The organism is Buttiauxella sp. BIGb0552 (genome assembly GCF_004366275.1).
GTDB classification, from domain to species: domain Bacteria; phylum Pseudomonadota; class Gammaproteobacteria; order Enterobacterales; family Enterobacteriaceae; genus Buttiauxella; species Buttiauxella gaviniae.
On sequence record NZ_SODY01000001.1, the window covers coordinates 54,108 to 71,134 of the forward strand.

The 17,027-nt window shown below is 48.8% G+C and carries 17 protein-coding genes and 1 pseudogene; 10 read left to right on the top strand and 8 right to left on the bottom strand.

What is annotated here, in order from left to right; genetic code table 11:
• The first annotated feature begins 24 nt into the window (after positions 1-24).
• Complete coding sequence (gene rnd, locus EDF88_RS00260; protein WP_134183197.1) at positions 25-1,134, top strand: ribonuclease D; 1,110 nt, start codon at positions 25-27, stop codon at positions 1,132-1,134.
• A 159-nt stretch (positions 1,135-1,293) separates the two neighbouring features.
• On the opposite strand, the gene minE is transcribed toward rnd, so the two are convergent.
• Genes minE through minC form a run of 3 tightly spaced genes read right to left on the bottom strand, consistent with a single transcriptional unit; the run spans position 1,294 to position 3,120 of the window.
• Positions 1,294-1,572: a cell division topological specificity factor MinE gene (gene minE / locus EDF88_RS00265; RefSeq protein ID WP_034455225.1), complete on the bottom strand. Its 279-nt coding sequence runs from the start codon at positions 1,570-1,572 to the stop codon at positions 1,294-1,296.
• Positions 1,573-1,575: 3 nt separating this feature from the next.
• On the bottom strand, positions 1,576-2,388 hold the full coding sequence (gene minD, locus EDF88_RS00270) for a septum site-determining protein MinD (protein ID WP_064511844.1): 813 nt from the start codon (positions 2,386-2,388) through the stop codon (positions 1,576-1,578).
• Between the two features lie 24 nt (positions 2,389-2,412).
• Positions 2,413-3,120: a septum site-determining protein MinC gene (minC, locus tag EDF88_RS00275; RefSeq protein ID WP_064511843.1), complete on the bottom strand. Its 708-nt coding sequence runs from the start codon at positions 3,118-3,120 to the stop codon at positions 2,413-2,415.
• A 126-nt stretch (positions 3,121-3,246) separates the two neighbouring features.
• On the opposite strand from minC, the gene EDF88_RS00280 reads away from it, so the two are divergent.
• The 6 genes and pseudogenes from EDF88_RS00280 to EDF88_RS00305 all read left to right on the top strand — a co-directional run bounded on the left by EDF88_RS00280 (position 3,247) and on the right by EDF88_RS00305 (position 6,519).
• Positions 3,247-3,522 carry a YcgL domain-containing protein gene (locus EDF88_RS00280; RefSeq protein WP_034455230.1) on the top strand — a complete coding sequence of 92 codons (276 nt, stop codon included), beginning with the start codon at positions 3,247-3,249 and terminating at the stop codon, positions 3,520-3,522.
• Positions 3,523-3,597: 75 nt separating this feature from the next.
• On the top strand, positions 3,598-4,665 hold the full coding sequence (locus EDF88_RS00285) for a lytic murein transglycosylase (RefSeq protein ID WP_134182111.1): 1,068 nt from the start codon (positions 3,598-3,600) through the stop codon (positions 4,663-4,665).
• Positions 4,666-4,743: 78 nt separating this feature from the next.
• Positions 4,744-5,403: a fumarylacetoacetate hydrolase family protein gene (locus EDF88_RS00290; RefSeq protein ID WP_134182113.1), complete on the top strand. Its 660-nt coding sequence runs from the start codon at positions 4,744-4,746 to the stop codon at positions 5,401-5,403.
• An 89-nt stretch (positions 5,404-5,492) separates the two neighbouring features.
• Complete coding sequence (locus EDF88_RS00295; RefSeq protein WP_064511840.1) at positions 5,493-5,939, top strand: YcgN family cysteine cluster protein; 447 nt, start codon at positions 5,493-5,495, stop codon at positions 5,937-5,939.
• A gap of 95 nt (positions 5,940-6,034) precedes the next feature.
• Positions 6,035-6,154 (top strand): annotated as a pseudogene (locus EDF88_RS24835) (cold-shock protein); the annotation flags it as partial.
• Positions 6,155-6,282: 128 nt separating this feature from the next.
• Positions 6,283-6,519, top strand: coding sequence for a DUF333 domain-containing protein (locus EDF88_RS00305; protein ID WP_064511839.1), 237 nt, complete (start codon positions 6,283-6,285; stop codon positions 6,517-6,519).
• A gap of 48 nt (positions 6,520-6,567) precedes the next feature.
• On the opposite strand, the gene dsbB is transcribed toward EDF88_RS00305, so the two are convergent.
• Both dsbB and nhaB read right to left on the bottom strand, forming a co-directional pair.
• Complete coding sequence (gene dsbB / locus EDF88_RS00310; protein WP_134182115.1) at positions 6,568-7,098, bottom strand: disulfide bond formation protein DsbB; 531 nt, start codon at positions 7,096-7,098, stop codon at positions 6,568-6,570.
• 144 nt (positions 7,099-7,242) lie between these two features.
• Positions 7,243-8,808, bottom strand: a complete 1,566-nt coding sequence (gene nhaB, locus EDF88_RS00315; protein ID WP_134182117.1) for a Na(+)/H(+) antiporter NhaB — start codon at positions 8,806-8,808, stop codon at positions 7,243-7,245.
• Positions 8,809-9,106: 298 nt separating this feature from the next.
• On the opposite strand from nhaB, the gene fadR reads away from it, so the two are divergent.
• Positions 9,107-9,826, top strand: coding sequence for a fatty acid metabolism transcriptional regulator FadR (gene fadR, locus EDF88_RS00320; protein WP_064511836.1), 720 nt, complete (start codon positions 9,107-9,109; stop codon positions 9,824-9,826).
• A gap of 64 nt (positions 9,827-9,890) precedes the next feature.
• On the opposite strand, the gene EDF88_RS00325 is transcribed toward fadR, so the two are convergent.
• The gene (locus EDF88_RS00325; protein WP_064511891.1) at positions 9,891-11,426 is read right to left on the bottom strand and encodes a SpoVR family protein; all 1,536 of its coding nucleotides are present in this window, start codon (positions 11,424-11,426) and stop codon (positions 9,891-9,893) included.
• 326 nt (positions 11,427-11,752) lie between these two features.
• On the opposite strand from EDF88_RS00325, the gene EDF88_RS00330 reads away from it, so the two are divergent.
• Together EDF88_RS00330 and dadX are read left to right on the top strand one after the other, a co-directional pair.
• Entirely contained in the window at positions 11,753-13,051 is a 1,299-nt protein-coding gene (locus EDF88_RS00330; protein WP_134183201.1) for a D-amino acid dehydrogenase, read from the top strand.
• Positions 13,052-13,071: 20 nt separating this feature from the next.
• Complete coding sequence (dadX, locus tag EDF88_RS00335) at positions 13,072-14,145, top strand: catabolic alanine racemase DadX (protein ID WP_134182119.1); 1,074 nt, start codon at positions 13,072-13,074, stop codon at positions 14,143-14,145.
• 76 nt (positions 14,146-14,221) lie between these two features.
• Here the strand turns inward: dadX and EDF88_RS00340 are convergent, their stop codons facing one another.
• Both EDF88_RS00340 and ldcA read right to left on the bottom strand, forming a co-directional pair.
• A complete protein-coding gene (locus EDF88_RS00340; protein ID WP_064511833.1) occupies positions 14,222-15,952 on the bottom strand; it encodes a potassium/proton antiporter in 1,731 nt (576 codons plus the stop codon).
• Positions 15,953-16,043: 91 nt separating this feature from the next.
• Positions 16,044-16,964, bottom strand: coding sequence for a muramoyltetrapeptide carboxypeptidase (ldcA, locus tag EDF88_RS00345; protein WP_134182121.1), 921 nt, complete (start codon positions 16,962-16,964; stop codon positions 16,044-16,046).
• Between the last annotated feature and the right edge of the window lie 63 nt (positions 16,965-17,027).

Sequence of the window (17,027 nt, forward strand, 5' to 3'; positions counted from 1 at the left end):
AGAGAACTGAATTTGACTTACCAAATGATTACTACCGACGAAGGCCTGGCTACCGTTTGTGAGGCTGCACGTCAATTTCCGGCTGTTGCGCTGGATACTGAATTTGTTCGTACCCGGACATACTACCCGCAACTGGGTTTGATCCAGCTGTACGACGGTGAAACCGCTTCGCTTATCGACCCGCTGACGATTTCTGATTGGGCGCCATTCAAAACGTTGTTGCAAGACACTGCGGTGATTAAGTTCCTGCACGCTGGCAGCGAAGACCTGGAAGTGTTCCTCAATGCGTTCGGCATGTTGCCCGACCCGTTTATCGACACACAGATTCTGGCCGCATTTAGTGGGCGCCCACTCTCCTGTGGCTTTGCCACCATTGTTGAGTCGTTTACCGGTATTGCACTGGATAAAAGTGAATCGCGCACCGACTGGCTGGCACGTCCTCTGACTGAGCGTCAGTGTGATTATGCTGCCGCTGATGTGCTCTATCTGTTGCCAATTGCACACAAGTTGATGGAAGAGACACAAGCTGCGGGCTGGATGGAAGCCGCTCTGGATGAATGCAACCTAATGGCCTCCCGTCGTCAGGATGTTCTCGATCCTGAAGAAGCCTGGCGTGAAATTGGTAACGCATGGCAGTTAAGAACGCGCCAGTTGGCTTGCCTGAAGAAACTGGCATCGTGGCGTCTGCGTAAAGCGCGTGAGCGTGATATGGCGGTTAACTTCGTCGTACGCGAAGAACACCTCTGGCAGGTTGCACGCTATATGCCGGGATCGTTAGGTGAACTTGAACACCTTGGCCTGAGCGGCAGTGAAATTCGTTTTCATGGTAAAACGTTGTTGGCATTGGTTGTTGAAGCACAGGCGTTATCTGATGATGAACTACCTGAACCGCTGAGTAATCTGGTTGATATGCCTGGATATCGCCGCGTATTTAAAGCTATCAAAGCGTTGGTTCAGCAGGTGAGTGAAACTTGTGGTTTGAGTGCAGAGTTACTCGCTTCACGCCGACAAATTAACCAGCTGCTGAATTGGCACTGGCAATTAAAAACCCAGACTACACAGCCGGAATTAATCAGTGGCTGGCGTGGACGTGTAATGGGTGAAGCTTTAAAAACGTTGCTGGCTGATTTTTAATATTTGCTGAAGGTTACTGGGAATAATTACAGTGTTTTGCTAAATGGTAATAGAATATATCCATTAACCTTTAAGAATAGTCCGTATTTAAACATTGTCAGTTCGTAAAAATAAATAAGCCTCCGGAGTAATTCCAGGAGGCTTATTACGTAAAATGTATTACGCGGATTTGGTTGTTGCTTCCTGAGTTTCTGGCAACGTGACGTTAAGCTCCAGAACAGAAATATCGTCATCCTTTTGATCGAGAACGACTGTTAACATCTCAGGATCGATTTTTACATATTTGCAAATGACTTCCAGAATATCGCGTTTTAGCTGCGGCAAATAATGAGGTTCACTATCACCACGGCGACGCTCTGCGACGATAATTTGCAGACGTTCTTTTGCAATGTTGGCGGTGTTCTTTTTCCGTGAGAGAAAAAAGTCTAGTAATGCCATAACTTATCCTCCGAACAGGCGTTTGAGGAAGCCTTTCTTCTCTTCTTCAATGAAGCGGAAAGGGCGATCTTCGCCAAGCAGGCGCTCAACAGTATCTGCATAAGCTTTACCAGCGTCAGCCTCCTGGTCAAGAATGACCGGCTCACCCTGGTTTGAAGCACGCAGAACAGATTGATCTTCAGGAATCACACCAACCAGAGGAATGCGGAGGATTTCCAGCACATCTTCCATGCTCAGCATGTCGCCGCGGTTTACACGGCCCGGGTTGTAGCGAGTTAACAGAAGGTGTTCTTTAATTGGCGATTCACCGTTTTCGGCACGGCGAGATTTTGAAGAAAGAATGCCGAGAATGCGGTCTGAATCGCGCACTGATGAAACTTCAGGGTTAGTCGTGATAATTGCTTCATCAGCAAAATAGAGCGCCATTAATGCGCCTGTTTCGATACCCGCAGGTGAATCGCAAACGATAAACTCAAAGTCCATATTTTTCAGATCTTCGAGTACCTTCGCCACACCTTCGCGGGTAAGGGCATCTTTATCGCGGGTCTGCGATGCTGGAAGAATGTAGAGTTGTTCGGTGCGCTTATCTCGGATCAACGCCTGATTTAATGTGGCGTCGCCTTGAATAACGTTAACGAAGTCGTATACCACGCGGCGCTCGCAGCCCATGATTAAATCCAGGTTACGCAGGCCAATATCAAAATCGATAACGACGGTTTTTCTTCCCTTCTGGGCCAAACCCGTAGCGATGGCCGCGCTGGACGTGGTCTTACCGACGCCCCCTTTACCCGACGTAACAACAATAATGCGTGCCATAAAGGAATTCCTTGTTAAAAGGGCTTAATTCAAAGATTGAACGGAGAGAGCACCACTCGCCAAACTCAGGCGCGCCGCTTTCCCATAATAATTGGCTGGTATTTGTTCACTTAGCCAGTATTCTCCCGCTATTGAGACCAGCTCAGCAGCAAGATTAGTACAGAATATTTGTGCATCACGATCGCCACTGGCGCCCGCCAGAGCACGGCCACGCATCATGCCGTAAACATGAATATTACCATCTGCTATAAGTTCTGCACCGGCACTGACGTGATTGGTGATAATCAAATCACAGTTTGGCGCATAAATGCGCTGACCGGAACGAACCGGGGCATCAATCAAACGCGTTTTTGTGATCGGGCTAACAATTGGTTCTACTGGTGCCGCAACCTCAGCGGGAGTGGCCCTGGAACGCGAATTCTTTTCTTTCCCTTCAGTCAGCAGTGGCAAGCCAGCGAGTTCGATTTCCCTCTTCAAAGCTTCGTCTTTACAACCACTTATACCGACTACTCGCAAACCGGAAGAAACAACCGCTTGCTGGACTTTCTTCCAGTTAACTGAACCATCGAGGCTGGCAACATTCACCACCACTGGTGCATTTTTCAGAAAGGCCGGAGCCTGGGATACTTTGTCCTGAAGGGCCTGGAGAATGACTTCGGGTTGTGCATCATGTATATGAAGCACTGATAAGGTAAAACTGCTGCCTTTTAACTCGATTGGCGTGTTTGACATCCTGGCCTTACTCAATTCAGTTTTAATCCCCACCTGTGTGGGACGATATTCCGAAGTACATCTGGCATGTTATAGTCACAGATATATTCAGGCAAGCCACCATCTGGCTAAAATAGAGTAAAAAAAATGTTTTGTGTGATCTACAGAAGTAGTAAACGTGACCAAACTTATCTTTATGTCGAAAAAAAAGACGATTTCTCACGCGTACCTGAAGAATTGATGAAAGGTTTTGGTACCCCACAATTGGCAATGGTATTACCGCTTGATGGGAGTAAAAAACTGGCTAATGCTGATTTTGATAAAGTAAAACAAGCTCTCAAAGATGTTGGCTATTATTTACAATTGCCACCACCACCTGAAAGTTTGTTAAAAATGCATCTCGAAAACAGTCCGAAAAAATAAGTTTCAGACTACTGCCAAATCTTTCCTGAACATAAAGGTAGATGATATTTAGAACAAATAACCGCGGGGAAAAAGATGAACACTCCAGCAATTTGTTTAACCGTCATCACCTTTATGTTGACCAGTTTTAGCGCTTTATCTTCTGACGAACAGGCGCAATCCATTGTTAATCCCTCAGTTGCGACGCAACCTGAGAGTACGCCTGCACCTACAACGCTTGCGCAGCAAGGGCGAAACCCCGCCGAATTTCCAGCTTTTGTTGAGATACTAAAAGAGCAAGCCCGCCTTCAGGGAATTGGCAACAGTACTATCAGCAACGCATTCGCTAGCATTCATTTTGTTGATCGGGTCATCAAATCCGACCAGAGTCAGCTCGAAAAGAAAATTATGTTGGATGAATACCTGTCTCGGGTGATTACGCCACAAAAGATTGAACAAGCGCGCGCGCAGTATCAGCAGCACCGAAATGAATTAGAAGCTATCAGCACCCGTACTGGCGTTCAAAGTCAGTACATTGTTGCTCTGTGGGCGATGGAAAGCCATTTTGGCGAAATCCAGGGTAAAGAGGACATTGTTTCTGCGCTGGCAACGCTGGCATTTGAAGGGCGGCGTGAAGCATTCTTTACCAAAGAGTTGATGGCTGCATTAAAAATTCTCGATCAGGGCCATATCACCGTGCAAGAGCTGAAAGGTTCATGGGCGGGGGCAATGGGGCAAAGCCAATTTATGCCAAGTTCCTATTTGCGCTATGGCGCGGATGGTGATGGTGATGGGAAAGTCGATATCTGGACTAACACCAGTGACGTTTTTGCTTCAACCGCTAATTATCTTGAGACTGAAGGCTGGAAGGCGGGCGGAGAATGGGGCAGAGAAGTCACGCTTCCCGAAGGTTTCGATGGCACGCTTGCCGGAACCAAAACAGATCAGGGTAAAACAGTTAGCCAATGGCAAAAATTAGGAATCACGTTAAAAGACGCAACCACACCACCTCCACCTTCGCAAAAAGCCTGGATTATCACACCCGATGACAACTTGGGGCGCTCGTTCCTTGTCTACAATAACTTTCGCACCATCATGCACTGGAATCGTTCTTACTACTTTGCGATAAGCATCGCGACTATGGCTGACGCTATCGTACGATAACTGATACTCATCAGTATTCAGCCGCGATTTTTTTCACTAGTATCAAAGGTAATTAACACAACGACGCAGAGGAAAGGCATGTATCAGCATCATAACTGGCAGGGTGCGCTGCTGGATTTTCCGGTCAGCAAAGTAGTGTGTGTAGGCAGTAACTACGCAAAACATATCAAAGAGATGGGCAGTGCAACGCCGGAAGAGCCGGTGTTGTTTATTAAGCCTGAAAGTGCATTGTGTGATATTCGCCAGCCACTGGTTCTACCACATGGTTTGGGTTCGGTGCATCATGAAGTTGAGCTTGCGATTCTGATTGGATCTACGCTGAGACAGGCAACAGATGAGCATGTTACTAAGGCCATTGCAGGATATGGTATAGCACTTGATCTGACGCTTCGTGACTTGCAGGGGAAATTAAAAAAAGCGGGCCAACCCTGGGAAAAAGCGAAGGGGTTTGACAATTCCTGCCCGATTTCTGGGTTTATTCCAGCCAGCGAGTTTAACTGCGATGCGCAAAATACGCCTATTGCATTAAAGATCAATGGCGAAGTTCGCCAGCAGGGCAGTACTTCAGACATGATCCATAAAATCGTGCCTTTGATTGCTTATATGAGCCGCTTTTTCACCTTACGAGCCGGTGATGTGATCCTGACCGGAACACCGGAAGGTGTGGGGCCGCTTGTGAGTGGCGACGAACTCGAAGTCAGCTTCGCAGACCGCAACTTGACCACCCGCGTTCTATAATCAATTTGCCGCCTGAGGGCGGCAAAACTTGCATCTGCGGCTCAGACTGTTTATAAGGTGCGCTTGTTTTTTATTACCGGACAAACATCATGACTACAGCACCGTTCTGGCAGCGCAAAACTCTTGACGAAATGAGTGACACTGAGTGGGAATCACTTTGTGACGGCTGCGGCCAGTGTTGTCTGCATAAATTGATGGATGAAGACTCGGATGAAATTTACTTCACCAATGTCGCCTGTAAGCAATTAAACATCAAAACTTGTCAGTGTAAAAATTACGAACGCCGATTTGAGTATGAGCCGGACTGTATCAAATTGACTCGTGATAACTTGCCAACCTTTGAGTGGTTACCGCATTCGTGCGCGTACCGTCTCTTAGCTGAAGGCAAGGACTTGCCGGTATGGCATCCCTTGTTGACAGGTTCAAAAGCTGCAATGCATGGTGAACGCATTTCTGTGCGCCATATTGCAGTGAAAGAGTCTGAAGTGACTGACTGGCAAGATCATATTTTAAACAAACCTGAGTGGGCAGACTAAACCACCAGCTTCGAGAAAGAACACAAAAATAAATCGTACAAAACGAAATCTTTATGATACGGTGTTCTTTCAATAACAAATAAAAGTAGGTTTTTATCCAGTACTTAACATTTAAGTGTCCGTCATGTGGCGGTTCACAGTATCGCACCTCCCCTTACGATGTCCGAGAAACAAATCCCCATGGCGCTGTTTGTATCTTCTGTAAATCAGGGATGCATCTTCTTCATCGTCCGATGAGTGCGATTCATCAATATAGTGTAGCTGCTCGCTAAGAGCGAATTGCGCTGCTTTTGCTTTCCCCACTTCTGCACTGTTAACATTCAGCCTCCATAACGGAGGAATAATGAAAAAAATAACATTACTAATTGGGGCACTCATCCTCAGCGGCTGTTCATCGCCTGAACCCGTGGCACCTAAACCGCCGCAGGTTATCGGCATGCCGAACCCGGCGTCAGTTTACTGCAAAGACAAAGGCGGTGAGTTGAGAACGGTGAAAACCGATCTGGGTGAAGGTGGCGATTGCATATTGCCAAGTGGCGAGCGAATAGATCAGTGGACGCTTTATCGTCGCGACCACTAATAATAAAAAACCCGCCAAGGCGGGTTTTTGTGTATCTGAATTTCGAACTTAGCGGCCGAACAGATCGCGACGTTTTGGTTTGAAAGGTTGAGCAACTAACACCAGGACGGCAATCAGTAGGAAGACAGCAAAAATCCCCACTAACCATTGCACCATATCCAGCGACAAAAATTCCCACTGACGTACAGAACAGTCACCTGTTGCCACAAATACTGACGGCATCCACTTATCTAGCGGCAGCCAGCTTGGGAAACGTGCGGCAAAGTCACAAGTCACAAACGGGGAAGGGTGAAGCTGAAGCATGGTGTGTTCCCACGCTAATTGCAGACCTTTCCCTGCACTGTAGATCCAAAGCGCAATTCCGGCGTAACGCAACGGAGTTTTTGGCGCAATGGCACCGACAATCCCTGCACCCATAATGCCAAACAGTGCGCAGCGCTCGTAAATGCACATAACACAAGGTTTCAGCATCATGACGTGCTGAAACCACAATGCCACCATTTCCAGGGCAAAGGCTGTTAATGCCAGAAGAAGCCAGGCACCACGCCCACGGGAGCATTGGTTTAAATATCGCAACATAATCAGTATCCCTGCAACATGCGTTGAGTCGGCAGTGTAAACGAATTCGATTTCTGCGCCAGTACGCACATCAAAATAACACGCTAATTGAATGTTATTCAGACAAATAAGGTAAACGGGCGCTATACCGCCCGTTAGAATAACTTAATGCGGTATGGCGTTCATCACCGGTGAGGAAATCCAGCCGGCATGCAGCATCCATTCGGTTGCTGGCACCAGCGTAAATTCAACACCTAATAATCCAACGATGGTCAATACCAGCGTATACGGTAGAGCCATCAGCACCATACGGCCATAAGAAAGACGAATCAGCGGAGCCAGTGCGGAAGTGAGCAGGAATAAGAAGGCTGCCTGGCCATTTGGTGTAGCAACTGACGGCAAGTTAGTGCCGGTGTTAATCGCCACTGCCAGGAACTCAAACTGCTTGAGGTCAATAATGCCGTTGGTGAGCGCAGTTTTCGCTTCGTTGATATAAACGGTGCCGACAAACACGTTATCGGAAATCGATGAAAGGATGCCGTTAAACAAGTAGAACAGCGCCAGTTGCGAATGTGGTTCGGCCTGCAAAACAAACTGAATAACAGGCGTAAACAGATGCTGGTCAATTATCACGGCGACGACCGCAAAGAACACGGTAAGCAGGGCGGTAAACGGCAGCGCTTCGGTAAAAGCTTTACCTATCTGGTGCTCATCAGTCACACCACACAATGAGGTGGCAAAAATAATCACTGAAAGGCCAATTAACCCTACCTCGGCTAAATGGAGTGCCAGAGCAATCACCAGCCAGATACCAATCAGTGCCTGAACGATCAGTTTTACACTATCCTGACGGGTACGTTTTTGCGCACTTTTAGTGTCATAGTCCTGCAAAATTCCACGCACCTTTTCTGGCAGTTTCTCACCGTAACCGAGCATTTTGGTGGACTCGAGCAACACGCAAGTGAGTAAGCCGCAGATTAGAACCGGAATGGTCACCGGAGCCATACGTAAGAAGAAATCGCCAAAGTGCCAGCCAGCATTTTTCGCAATAATCAGGTTTTGCGGCTCGCCGACCATTGTCATCACACCACCCAACGCGGTGCCCACACCGGCATGCATCATCAGGCTGCGCAGAAAAGCGCGGAATTGCTCGAGTGTGCTGCGAGTGTCGGAATCAAGTTGGGTGTCATCCTGAATACCATCTTCAAGATCGCCAGTCGACGCAACGCGGTGGTAGATGTCATAGAAGCCAACCGCCACGCTGATAACGACAGCGACCACGGTAAGAGCATCGAGGAAGGCCGATAAAAATGCGGCTGCGATACAAAAAGCGAGGGAAAGCAATATCTTTGAGCGGATGCCTAGCAGGAGCTTGGTAAATAGCAGCAGCAGAAGCTGTTTCATGAAATAGATGCCCGCAACCATAAATATCAGTAGCAGCAAAACTTCAAGATTTGATGCAATTTCTGCGCGCACATGGTCTGGCGTTGTCATTCCAATGAACACGGCTTCAATAGCCAGTAGCCCGCCTGGAAGCAGCGGATAACATTTCAGAGCCATTGCCAGAGTGAATATAAACTCGGCAACCAACATCCAGCCTGCAACGAATGGACTAACAAACCAGAATATTAAAGGATTTATGACTAAAAAAGTCAGTAAAGTCAGCTTGTACCAATTAGGTGACTGACCTAAAAAGTTGCGAAAAAGCGCACGCCCGGTAGACATTTCCATCGTAGAATTTTCATGCTCCACTTATCCGTAATATGTCAAAGTGCCGGAGATTTGAGCTTTTCTCCCCAAAACTTAAAACAGAAATATTTCGGATAAAGATAAAGTTGCGTCAATTGAGTTGTTTCAGGTTACCCGCGCATAAGATATCAATCAAGGTATAGGAATATACTTTGGTTGTGCGATGGTCTGCAAAATTAAACCATGATTCCAAATTTGGCGCACCTCGCTGCTACCTGCGCCGCATGGCATCTGGTATGATGAGTCTCTTTAGCAAAACCTGTGTAATGGAAAGCATACTATGGTCATTAAGGCGCAGAGCCCGGCGGGTTTCGCGGAAGAATACATCATCGAAAGTATCTGGAATAACCGCTTTGCCCCGGGAACAATTCTTCCTGCTGAGCGTGAGTTATCCGAGCTAATCGGTGTGACCCGTACCACATTGCGCGAGGTGCTTCAGCGCCTGGCGCGTGATGGCTGGTTAACGATTCAGCATGGCAAGCCGACCAAAGTGAATAACTTCTGGGAAACCTCCGGTTTAAACATTCTGGAAACTTTGGCGCGTCTCGATCATGACAGCGTGCCGCAGTTAATTGATAACCTGCTGTCAGTGCGAACTAACATTTCCACTATCTTTATTCGTACTGCTGTTCGCCAGCATCCGGATAAAGCGCAAGAAGTGTTGGCTACCGCAAACAGCGTTGAAGATCACGCTGATGCGTTCGCTAAGCTTGATTACAACATTTTCCGTGGTCTGGCTTTTGCTTCCGGTAACCCGATTTACGGGCTGATCCTCAATGGAATGAAAGGGTTGTATACCCGCATCGGGCGTCACTACTTCTCAAGTCCGGAAGCGCGCAGTCTGGCGTTAGGTTTCTACCATCGTCTGGCGGAAATTTGCCAACAAGGTTTGCACGATCAGGTATTTGATACTGTTCGTACCTACGGGCGTGAAAGTGGTGAAATCTGGCATCGGATGCAGAAAAACCTACCGGGTGATTTGGCAATGCACACCCGTTAATCTGGCCATGTCATCACCATCTGTAAAATGAAAAACGCTTCCTTTGGGAAGCGTTTTTTTATGCTTACAAGCTATTGAGTCGTGGCGGGCAACGCTCTAGTAACTCAACGCTGCCATCTTCGTTTTGCTGTTCAAGCGTTACGTCAAAGCCCCATAAACGATGTACATGTTTGAGAACTTCACGACGACCTTTATCTAGCGGAGCACGGTTATGCGGGATATAGCGCAACGTCAGCGAGCGGTCGCCGCGTAAATCAACGTTCCAGACCTGAATATTAGGTTCAAGGTTACTGAGATTGTACTGTGCAGAAAGCTCAGCACGAATCTTGCGATAACCCTCTTCATTGTGAATCGCCGCAATTTCCAGATAGTTATTGCGGTCGTCATCCAGCACGGTAAACAGGCGGAAATCACGCATCAGTTTTGGCGACAGGAACTGGCTAATAAAGCTCTCGTCTTTGAAATCGCGCATCGCAAAATGCAATGTCTCTAACCAATCTTTACCCGCAATATCCGGGAACCAATAGCGGTCTTCTTCCGTTGGCGACTGGCAAATTCGCTTGATGTCCTGGAACATGGCAAAACCGAGTGCATACGGGTTGATGCCGCTGTACCAAGGGCTATTGTACGGAGGCTGGAATACCACATTGGTATGGCTATGCAGGAACTCCAGCATAAAGCGGTCAGTCACTTTTCCTTCATCGTACAGATGGTTAAGGATGGTGTAGTGCCAGAACGTCGCCCAGCCTTCATTCATAACCTGGGTCTGTTTTTGTGGATAGAAATACTGGCTGACCTTACGCACAATGCGCAAAATCTCGCGCTGCCAGGATTCCAACAACGGCGCATTCTTCTCCATAAAATAGAGCAGGTTTTCTTGTGGCTCAGAAGGGTAACGACGCGCTTCGGCAACCGTTTTTTCTTCTTCACGACGTGGTAGGGTACGCCACAACGTGTTTACCTGGCTTTGCAGATACTCCTCACGGCTTTTCTGCCGCGCCGTCTCTTCCTGCAACGAAATTTTTTGTGGGCGTTTATAACGGTCAACGCCATAGTTCATCAGCGCATGGCAGGAGTCGAGCAGGCGCTCCACTTCGTCCACACCATAACGCTCTTCACATTCGGTAATGTATTTACGGGCGAATATCAGGTAATCGATAATCGAGCTGGCATCGGTCCAACTGCGGAACAGATAATTGTTTTTGAAGAATGAGTTATGACCATAGCAGGCATGGGCGATCACCAGAGCCTGCATCGTAATAGTGTTTTCTTCCATCAGATAGGCGATGCACGGGTTGGAGTTGATCACTATCTCGTAGGCCAACCCCTGTTGTCCATGTTTGTACAGCCGCTCCGTTTCAATGAATTTCTTACCAAACGACCAATGTGGATAGTTAATCGGCATCCCAACGCTCGAATAGGCATCCATCATTTGTTCGGAGGTAATCACTTCAATTTGATGAGGATAGGTGTCCAGCCGATAGAGTTTGGCAACACGGTCTATCTCTGCGAGGTAGACATCAAGTAGTTCGAACGTCCAGTCAGGTCCATCACTTAGACGTTTAGAATCCTTTGTGGCGGAATCGGTAACAATAGCCATCAGCGCGCCCTCATTGTTGGCGGCTCTCTCTGGATGGAAAGCCTCACTTTCAAGAATAGACAACTCCTGAAACTTAGCTGCCGCAAGCAAAATTTTTTCCACGCGATTTACATATTCCAATGCCCCGTTAATTCTCTGATAGTCAGCATAATATTTTGTTGAGAATATTTTCATGCGCAGGAGATTCTAATTATCACTATCCTGCTATAACAGGCCAGGATGTGAGGAAAGTCACTATAACAAAGCCATATGTTGAATAACATTTTCATCTGAGTTATCAATTTGTAATCAGAAGATTATTCTTTTAGCTAAATGGTGGAATGGATATGCGAGTTGTGGTGCTGGGTAGTGGTGTAGTGGGTGTCAGCAGCGCCTGGTATTTACGCCAGGCAGGGCATGATGTCACTGTTATCGACAGGGAGCCGGGTCCTGCTCAGGAAACCAGCGCGGCGAATGCCGGGCAAATTTCACCGGGCTACGCTGCCCCATGGGCGGCTCCTGGTGTGCCGCTTAAAGCGATTAAATGGATGTTCCAGCGCCATGCACCGCTCGCTATTAGCCTTGATGGCACGCAATTTCAGCTTAAGTGGATGCTGCAAATGCTGCGCAATTGCGATATGCGCCACTATATGGAAAACAAAGGTCGTATGGTGCGCCTTGCGGAATACAGCCGTGATTGCCTGAAGGAATTGCGCCACACCACCAATATCCAGTACGAAGGCCGCCAGGGTGGCACGCTACAACTTTTCCGCACCGCCCAGCAGTATGAAAATGCCGCCAAAGATATAGCAGTACTCGAAGATGCGGGTGTGCCATATCAATTGCTGGAGGCAAGCCATTTAGCCGAAGTTGAACCCGCGTTGGCTGATGTAGCTCATAAGCTCACGGGCGGCTTGCGCTTACCGAATGATGAAACTGGCGACTGCCAGCTGTTTACGCAAAACCTGGCTCAGATGGCGGCAGAAGCCGGTGTTGAGTTCCGCTTTAATACTTCGGTTGATCGTCTGTTGTACGAAGGCCAAAGTATTTACGGCGTGCAGTGCGGCAAAGAGGTCGTGAAGGCCGATGCTTACGTCGTTGCTTTCGGCTCATATTCCACTGGCCTATTGAAAAATATCGTTGATATTCCTGTTTATCCACTCAAAGGTTATTCGCTGACAATCCCCATTGCGGATGAGCAAGGCGCACCGGTTTCGACTATTCTCGATGAGACATACAAAATTGCTATCACGCGTTTTGATCAACGTATTCGCGTTGGCGGAATGGCAGAAATTGTCGGCTTCAATACGGAATTGCTGCAACCACGTCGTGAAACCCTGGAAATGGTTGTTCGTGATTTGTACCCGCGCGGAGGGCATGTTGAGCAAGCCACATTCTGGACGGGTCTGCGCCCAATGACGCCAGACGGTACGCCAATTGTTGGGCGTACACCGTTCAAAAATCTATGGCTTAACACCGGGCACGGGACATTAGGCTGGACGATGGCCTGCGGTTCCGGCCAGATGTTAAGTGATTTAATTTCCGGGAGAACACCTGCGATTCCATTTGATGACCTCTCGGTTGCACGTTATTCCCCGGGGTTCAGGCCGACAGGATCACCGCGTCTGCATAACGCTCATAATTAAATTCTAACAAGGAGAGGACAATGTCCCGTCCTGTTGTTGCGACGCTGAATCTCAGCGCGCTACGTAACAATTTAAATGTTGTTCGCCAGGCCGCTCCTCATTCGCGTGTCTGGTCGGTGGTTAAAGCGAATGCTTATGGTCATGGAATTGAACGTATCTGGTCGTCGTTAAGGCAAACCGATGGTTTCGCGATGCTTAATATTGAAGAGGCGATCCTGCTGCGTGAGCAAGGCTGGAAAGGGCCGATTTTAATGCTGGAGGGCTTCTTCCACGCCGATGAGTTGCCGCTATTTGACCAGTATCGTTTGACCACCAGCCTGCACAGCAACTGGCAGGTAAAAGCTTTAGCTAATGCCAAACTCAATGCGCCGCTCGATGTTTACCTGAAGATGAATAGTGGAATGAACCGACTCGGGTTCAGCCCGGACCGCGTGCATTCTATCTGGCAGCAACTGCGTGTTATCCCGAATGTCGGCCAACTTACGTTGATGGCACACTTTGCTGATGCAGAACAACCTGATGGCATTGTTGAACCAATGAAGCGGGTAGAGCAGGCGGCTGAAGGTTTAGATTGCCCGCGCTCGCTCTCCAATTCGGCGGCAACACTCTGGCACCCGGAAGCGCATTTCGATTGGGTACGTCCAGGGATTGTGTTGTACGGCGCATCACCGAGCGGGCAATGGTGCGACGTTGCCACCAGCGGCCTGCAGCCAGTGATGAGCCTGCAAAGTGAGATTATTGGCGTGCAGAACCTTAAACCGGGCGATGCGGTGGGTTATGGCAGTCGTTACCGGACAAATACCGAGCAGCGTATTGGTATTGTTGCCTGTGGTTATGCCGATGGTTACCCACGCCATGCGCCAGATGGTACGCCAGTGCGTGTTGATAGTGTGCTAACGCATACCGTCGGGGCTATTTCCATGGATATGTTGGCGGTAGATCTCACCCCATGTCCGCACACCGGTATTGGTAGCCCGGTCGAGTTATGGGGCAATGAAGTGAAAATTGATGATGTGGCCCATGCAGCCGGCACGGTGGGGTACGAATTAATGTGCGCTCTGGCACCACGCGTCCCTGTAGTTACAACATCCTGACTATTGTTGCATTAACGCTCTTTTGCACATCGGTATTGATATGCGGGTAAGTTACCTTACCCGCCATATCGTTTTATTACTCAGTCTCTTCACTCTCGACGCGCACACCAATCTTACGCACCTGGTTATCTTCTTTCTCGGCGACAGTCCAAATCATGCCCGCGAACTCTACCTGGTCACCAACCACCGGCGCACCGCCTAACATGCCCACCACAAACTCACCCAATGTTTGTTGAGTATTGACGTTGTCATCAAGTTCAAGGCCGTAAATGGTCGCGACATCGCCAAACTGGGCGCTGGCTTCGAGAATAAAATCACCGAAGAAGCGTTGGTCGAGTGCCACTGGTGGCGACTGGCTAAACATCTTACCCAGAGCCGGTAAGTCGCGCTCACGTCCAATAACACAGAGCACATCACCCACTTGCAAACGTGTACGGTCACCTGGTTGCATCAGAACATTGTCACGGAACAGGGCGGCAATTCGTGTGTCTTTCGGCATTTTCAGATCCCGCAAAGAGGCACCGATGCACCATTTGTCTTCGCTAAGCTGATAAACGAACTGCTCCCAAGGGTTTTCCGGATGAATATCCAGGCCAACGCGGGATACCGGCCAGCCGACAGGCGGAACCACAACTTTGGCTTTTTTCGCCGCCCAACCGAGCGACGTGCCTTGTAATAACAACGACACCAGGACCACGAAGAAGGCGACATTAAAGAACAGGCGCGCATTTTCAAGGCCCGCCATCATCGGGAATACGGCAAGGATGATTGGCACCGCGCCACGCAGGCCAACCCAACTGATAAACACACGTTCGCGCAGGTTAAAACCACGGAACGGCAGCAAGCCGAGGAAAACAGACAATGGACGAGCAAAGAATATCATCCAGATAGACAGCAACAGCGCCGGAATAGCAATCGGCAACAGATCGGTTGGATTGACCAGTAAGCCCAGCACCAGGAACATGCCGATTTGTGCAAACCACGCCAGACCATCAAAGTTTTGTAGAATACCAAAGCGGCTGCGAATAGGGCGGTTTCCGAGTAAAAAGCCACACAAATAGACCGCCAGAATACCGCTGCCGTTTAATGCGGTGGTGATGCCAAACACCATAATCCCGCCGCTTAATGCCAGCAGCGGATACAAACCTTGTGGCAGCGTAATGCGGTTAATCATTTGCAGCAGCAGATAACCGCCGCCGAGGCCAAGCAAAATGCCCAAACCAAACTGTTGGATAATATCCACCAGGAACATCCAGCTCAGGCCGGTTTGCCCATGCTGAATCATCTCAATCAGCGTGATGGTCAGAAACACCGCCATCGGGTCGTTACTACCTGATTCAATCTCAAGCGTTGAACCAACACGTTCGTTCAGCCCTTTGCCGCCGAGCAACGAGAACACGGCTGCCGCATCCGTTGAGCCGACTATCGCGCCAATCAGCAAGCCTTCGATGACATTGAGATTAAACAGCCAGGCTGCAGCCATGCCAGTCAAGCCTGAGGTGATAAGTACACCAACTGTAGCAAGCGAAAGTGCCGGGCCAAGCGCTACGCGAAAGGAGCTTGCCTGGGTGCGCATGCCGCCATCAAGCAGAATCACCGCCAGTGCCAGGTTACTGATTAAATAAGCGAAAGGATAATTATCAAACGGAATGCCGCCAATGCCATCGATCCCCGCCAACATACCAATAGCGAGGAATATAACCAGGATGGGGATACCAAGACGCGAGGAAAAAGAACTCAATAAGATGCTACAAGTTACCAATACGGAACCTAAAATAAACAGACTGACTATCGCCCCTGCGTCCAAAATTATCTTTCTCCTTTGCGTGTGTATCTATTCGTGAAGCAAATTTTAACACGGAAAGCATTGATTCATTGTGCTTTCTGAGGGGCATATTCTACTTATTTTGTCTCATTACCGGATGACCGCTGACGGTGAGACTGGCGGTTTGCCCGTCATGCTGTAGTTCGCCAAAAGCACCCAATGGCAGAGTGACAGTTTCTGGTTCATGACCAAACGGTAAACCGCGCAGCACGGGAATGGATAACCGCTGCTCTAACATGCGACACATTTCATCGAAATCGTAACCGCCGTCGTAGTCACTTAACGTTGCTCCGTTGAAACTTCCGAGAATCAGGGCTTTCTGGCGAGCTAAAATTCCGGCGTGGTGGAGTTGCAATAGCAGTCGCTCCACGCGGAAAGGGTGCTCGTTAATATCTTCGACCACTAAAATGCCACCATCAATCACGTTGAGCCACGGCGAGCCAATCATTGATACCAGCATCGCGAGATTGCCGCCCCACAGCGTCCCACTCGCCGAACATGCAGGCGTTGGGCTTTGCCAGGTGAGGGTAAATTGCGGCTCAGTAATCGCCTGCCAGAAATGCTGCCAGGTAAAGCTGTTTAACTCATCGGCACCAAAATTACCTGCAAGCATCGGCCCGCTAAAGGTAATAGCACCTGTCTGGGATAAGAGGGCTAACTGGATTGCGGTAAAATCGCTATGCCCGCAAATAATCGGTGTACGTTCGCGGAACGCGTGCCCAAGGCTCGAATAGTCAATATTTTCAAGCAAACGGGATGCACCATAACCACCGCGCACCGCCAGAACGATATCGCATTCATTCGGGAGTGCGGATAAATCCTGAATATCAGCAAGTCGTTGGTCGTCAGTTCCGGCGAAACGCTGAAAGCGCCGGGTAACGACGGATTGGTTTTCCACTCGGTGTCCCGCGGCTTTCAGGCGTTCGATACCGCGCGCAGCAGCAGCCTGATTAACACAGAAACCTGAAGGAGCAATCAAACGAATCGTGGACATGGCATTTCCTTGCTGAAAGTGAATTGGTTATCATGCCGTTATCAAAGGTGGTTGTCATCCGCC